This window comes from Streptococcus sp. GMD4S (assembly GCF_000296955.1).
Genome location: NZ_AJRE01000126.1, coordinates 1 through 2,931 on the forward strand (window position 1 = coordinate 1; position 2,931 = coordinate 2,931).

At 40.2% G+C, this 2,931-nt stretch carries 2 protein-coding genes and 2 pseudogenes; 2 read left to right on the forward strand and 2 right to left on the reverse strand.

Annotated elements, in window-relative coordinates; all coding sequences use genetic code 11:
• Window positions 1–389: pseudogene (locus GMD4S_RS13520) on the forward strand (hypothetical protein); the annotation flags it as partial.
• A 223-nt stretch (window positions 390–612) separates the two neighbouring features.
• The gene (locus GMD4S_RS07615) at window positions 613–930 is read left to right on the forward strand and encodes a hypothetical protein (protein ID WP_008289485.1); all 318 of its coding nucleotides are present in this window, start codon (window positions 613–615) and stop codon (window positions 928–930) included.
• A 31-nt stretch (window positions 931–961) separates the two neighbouring features.
• Here the strand turns inward: GMD4S_RS07615 and GMD4S_RS07620 are convergent, their stop codons facing one another.
• Window positions 962–2,761: an N-acetylmuramoyl-L-alanine amidase gene (locus GMD4S_RS07620; protein ID WP_000734928.1), complete on the reverse strand. Its 1,800-nt coding sequence runs from the start codon at window positions 2,759–2,761 to the stop codon at window positions 962–964.
• Window positions 2,762–2,809: 48 nt separating this feature from the next.
• Window positions 2,810–2,931 (reverse strand): annotated as a pseudogene (locus GMD4S_RS13305) (LysR family transcriptional regulator); the annotation flags it as partial.

Consider the following 2,931-nt stretch of genomic DNA (forward strand, 5'->3'; position numbering starts at 1 on the left):
CGACTTGGTTTACAAATGATCAAAAGTACGAATCTGTAGTTGGATTAAAGGTATCAAAAGGTCAAGATAGTCGTAACCCTGAGACAGCTTCTATCAGTGCGTGGGTAAAAGATTCTGTTGCTGGAGGATTTGTAGTAGTTGCTGTTCCAAGTGGAGTTGTTATGCAACCTGCTGATGATGGAAAGATTACGGATAAAAGCAATCATGCTGAAGAAAGACTACTTTCGGGCCAAGATTATGGATCGATGTTAATGAAACCAGAAGATGTTTACTATCGTGTGAAACCAGATACCAGTAAACTTGAGGAAGCAGAAAAGAACTTAGCTCAACTACAAGCAGATCGAGAAGCAATCAAATCTTCTCTAGAGTCAAAGGAAAAGAAAAACTAGATGGTATTTGTTCAAAAATACTGTTACAATCGGCAAAATCAAGAAGTCCATTAGGGCTTTTTTTCTTTTATCACTACTATTCAACCACATAGACAGAGATATTGACCAGATAGGCAAAAGGTCTTGTTCTTGAAAAATTCCTCTGCTATAATGATTCATGTAAGGGCGTGAGAGGTCAGTATCAGACAACTCAAGAACCAAAAAAGAAAATGGAGACAAAAAAATGAAAAAATTATTAGGACTTGTATTTTTAGTAGCAGCAGCGCTAGTATTGTATTTTGGATCTGTTGGCTGGCCAAGTTTGGATGTCAATCTCTGGTCACTGATTCCAGTTGGCTTGTTCCTCTATTTCACTCTAGAAAATCTTTTGAAAAAAGACTATAAGGCTAGTCTGATGTGCTTGATTATTGCCTTTATCATTGCAAATGCTATTTTTGATCTCTTGCCAATTTCAAGTGGTTTGGTGATTGGTGCCGGTGTGTTAGCTTGTGTAGGAATTGGCTACCTCTTTCCTGATAAAGATAAAAAAGAAGACAAATAGAAAAGTCTCGAGAAACCTCGAGACTTTATTTTTATTTACCAGCGTAATATTTTTGAATCCCTTTTACGATGCCTGCGACCAGTTTATCTTGGTAGCGACTATCTCTGATTTGTTGGCTTTCAGTGAAATTATCCATATAACCAAGTTCAAGGAGGACGGCTGGTTTGGCTGTTTCGCGTAGTACGGCAAAACTTCTTTCTAACTGACCAGCATCCTTAGCCCCTGTTTCGGCTAAGAGAGAGGAGTGGATAGCAGCAGCGAGGCGCTTACTTTCACTAATGCGATCAGGATGGTTGTGCCAGTATTGATTAATCTTACTTGGATAATCAGGTTCATCGCTATAGGAGTAGGTTTGAATACCGCTCGCTTTTGAATATGCGTTTCCAGTTGCATTGAAGTGGATACTGATAAAAATGTCAGAGTTGGTTTTGTTGACCATACGGGAACGTTCTGTAATGAAATCTACATCAATATCACTATCACGTGAGGTGAGAACCTTGTAGCCTAGTTCTTCTAACTTGGTGCGAAGTTTACGGTAGATTTGCATATTGAGATCTTTTTCAGCTACATTGTAGTAAAAGGCGCCAGAATCTCGACCACCGTGTCCGGGATCGAGGAAGATGGTGTTACTGTATTGGCCTTTTACAAATCCACCCTCAGTTGAAACTTCAGAAATCCATTTCCCATCTTTTTGGAAGAGATGGTCTTTTCCAGAAATCTTGTGAATTCCTGTAACATAGCGACCATTTTCATCCAAATAGTAACGCCCTTTGTCTTGACTATCATCGATCCACTCGTTTTTGGCCATATAGCCACCAGACTTGAGATAATAAGCTCCAATCCACTCCTGATTTGCATAATGCCCATTCGCTTTTAGATAGAACCAGCTCTTATAAGTCTTGTCGAAGATCCATTCTTTTTCAGCCATGGCCCCACTGGTCTTGAGGTAGTAGCTTCCTTGCCATTTATCTGCTAGCATTCCCCCATCATGAGTAAAAGAGTACCAAGAGCCCTGGATTTTTTGCCACTTGTCTTGGACGTATCTGCCTGAATCGCTAGCATAGAACCAAGTATCCTTGATTTTGACCCAGTTGTTTTCTGCCATAGCTCCACTCTTCTTAAAGAGGTAGCCCTTGAAGGTTGTTTCGCTCAACATCCTTCCTTCTTTGTCAAAATAGTACCAAGTACCCTTGATTTTCTCCCATTTGTCTTGAGAGATTTTTCCTGACGGCAGAACGTAGTACCAAACGTGATTGACCTCTTGCCAACCTTGAGATACCATGGCTCCACTTTGACCTAAGAAATAGCCATCAATGCTTGTATTGCTGAGCATGATTCCAGTTTGGTCAAAATAGTACCAAGCACCATTGATTTTTTTCCAAGCATTTTGAGTTAATCGTCCAGAAGGAGCAGCGTAATACCATTGATTCTCCAATTTGGTCCAGCTATTTTCCACCATAGCACCCTCTTGGTCAAAGGCATAACCTTTATAGATAGTGGACTGGAGACGGTCACCATTTTGGTCGAAGTAGTACCATTTGCCTTGAATTTTTTTCCAGTTCACTGCAGGTTGGTCATCTTGGTAGAAGCGCCAGTGGTAGTTTTCTTGGTACCAGCCCTCTTTTTTGGGTTTGGCTTCTTGCGCATCTACTTTTGGAAGAACTTCGGGTTCTGTATTCTCCTTAACAATAGCATCTTTTTGATCATCTTTGGATTGCTTTTCTTTAACAGCAGAAGGAGTTTGTGATTGGTTTTCTTCTGCAGAGACGGGAGCTAATATAGATCCTGCTATTGACAGAATCAGAGCACTGGCAAGTAGTAACTTTTTCACTTTCTATTTCCTAACTTTTTCTCTTTCCCTTTTAATCTTTATTTTTTATCAATTATCGAATTGAACTTCTTCTAGTAGATACTCGATAAAGCGTTCGCCCATCTTAGACAGGCTGGTTTTTTCATGCTGGATATAGACTAGTTCAATCGGGTCGTCAATGTCCAGTGGAA